Origin of the sequence: Chrysanthemum yellows phytoplasma (assembly GCF_000803325.1) — a bacterium.
Lineage (GTDB): Bacteria > Bacillota_I > Bacilli_A > Acholeplasmatales > Acholeplasmataceae > Phytoplasma > Phytoplasma asteris.
The window spans coordinates 1-1,314 of record NZ_JSWH01000130.1 but is presented as its reverse complement, the minus strand read 5'-3'; the positions used below and the strand labels follow the sequence as shown (position 1 = coordinate 1,314).

The window sequence follows — 1,314 nt, the reverse complement described above, 5'->3', positions numbered from 1 at the left end:
GGAAGTATTTTTAATATGGCATTATTTCAAAAATTAACTATTATAGGATTTTTATTTCTTCTTTTTGTTGTTATAATTCCTTTGTGTATTTAATTTTTATCAAACTCAACAAAATAAAAATAGAATTACAAAAACCAATTTAAAATCAACAATATTTTTTTATTATATTAAATTAATTTTGAGCGCAGTGGTAATTGGAATAATTACTTTCATTTGGTATATAAAAGTCAATACAGCAAACCAAAGTGATTCAAACACAATTAAAACCCCCAAAATAGAAACAAATGATGAATGGTTTCAAAGCAAAAATAAGCAAAAAGAAAGTGAAAGTTATTACGATTCATACAGAATTGATTATAGCGAAAAAAACAAAGAAGTAATACAAACACTAAAAGCAAGTGAAATAACTCATCTTGAAATGGTTGGCTCCGATGGTTCTAAAACTAAAATCGAAGGAACACCAATGATTAAAAGAACCTACACATTCTATGGGCTAAACGGACTAGGTAAAGGAAAACACCAAGAATACGAACCAACTGACCTCGCCACATTCTGCAAAAACCCATTCAATGAATGGAACGAACCCCTCCCCTACCACCCTGGCTCCGATTTCAATTATTTCCACACAAACTACAAAAACAAAGACTCACAATTTGATGGGGGCAATCGTGTTAGTGTAGACCACTCAAATCACTACATAGAACTCAACTACGAAGGCCCCAAATACCTTCTAGAAGAAGATAAAGACTTTTTCATGGATGAAGTTAATTGTCCTACAAACAAAAAAGACGAAGATAATCATATTAAATGCAAAACCTACTACCTCCACTTCAACCCTAAACAAGGCTACATAACACTATATACACAAAAATTTAATAAAAAAGAAAATAAATAAAAAAACTAGAAAAGAGAAAAAATGTTAATTTTTAGATTAAAAAAACAATTATATTTATTACCAATAGCTTTATTTATTTAGGATTATTTTTATTCACTAATAATCATCAAGTTATGGCGATGGATAATAAAAAACATTATATAAAAAATAAAAAAACATCAACAGATATAAAAAAAGAATTATTTAATCTTTTAACAAACAAAAAAGAATTAGAAGATAAAATTCATTATTTTAGAAACAAAAAACAAGTAAATCTTTATGAAAGAGATATAGTTTTAAAATTAGAAATAGAACATAATGAACTTAAATCAAAAATATCAGAAATTTACAAAAATAATTCTAAAATGTCAAAAGTAACCTTCAATTTGAAACCATTAATTAAAATCATAGAAGATTAATTATAACTAATTTTATTAATA

2 protein-coding genes and 1 pseudogene are annotated in these 1,314 nt (G+C 26.1%); all 3 read left to right on the top strand.

Features of this window, described 5'->3' with window-relative positions; all coding sequences use genetic code 11:
* Positions 1-187 precede the first annotated feature (187 nt).
* The 3 genes and pseudogenes from OL66_RS02585 to OL66_RS02580 all read left to right on the top strand — a co-directional run bounded on the left by OL66_RS02585 (position 188) and on the right by OL66_RS02580 (position 1,293).
* Complete coding sequence (locus tag OL66_RS02585; protein WP_052177949.1) at positions 188-895, top strand: hypothetical protein; 708 nt, start codon at positions 188-190, stop codon at positions 893-895.
* 35 nt (positions 896-930) lie between these two features.
* A pseudogene (locus tag OL66_RS04500) lies at positions 931-993 on the top strand (hypothetical protein); the annotation flags it as partial.
* Positions 994-1,014: 21 nt separating this feature from the next.
* Positions 1,015-1,293, top strand: coding sequence for a hypothetical protein (locus tag OL66_RS02580; RefSeq protein ID WP_238568806.1), 279 nt, complete (start codon positions 1,015-1,017; stop codon positions 1,291-1,293).
* The last annotated feature ends 21 nt before the right edge of the window (positions 1,294-1,314 follow it).

What these genes read in the sequence shown, in the direction of transcription:
- OL66_RS02580 (WP_238568806.1), top strand. Translation starts at nt 1,015, where the DNA reads ATGGATAATAAAAAACATTATATAAAAAATAAAAAAACATCAACAGAT.